Source organism: Cohnella baijiui (assembly GCF_020731285.1).
Taxonomy (GTDB): Bacteria; Bacillota; Bacilli; order Paenibacillales; family Paenibacillaceae; genus Cohnella.
Genome location: NZ_JAJFOW010000283.1, coordinates 1 through 257, shown reverse-complemented (window position 1 = coordinate 257; position 257 = coordinate 1). Strand labels below are relative to the sequence as shown.

At 47.5% G+C, this 257-nt stretch carries 1 pseudogene; it reads left to right on the top strand.

Annotated features, from left to right (window positions below):
• Positions 1–257 (top strand): annotated as a pseudogene (locus LKX83_RS32650) (propionyl-CoA--succinate CoA transferase); the annotation flags it as partial.

The window sequence follows — 257 nt, the reverse complement described above, 5'->3', positions numbered from 1 at the left end:
GATTCTAGCAGCAGCAGCGCCTATGGATGAACATGGTTACTTCTCACTCGGTACACAAGCAGATTATGTTGCTTCCTTCATCGGCAAAGTGCCGTTTTTCCTGGAAGTGAATCCGAATATGCCGCGTACGTTTGGTGCCAATCAGGTGCACATCAGCCAGGTTCTTGGTTATATTGACGTTGATTATCCCCTGCATGAAGCGAAGGAGCCAAAAATTACAGAGATTGACCGTCGCATTGCTGCTCATGTGGTAGAAC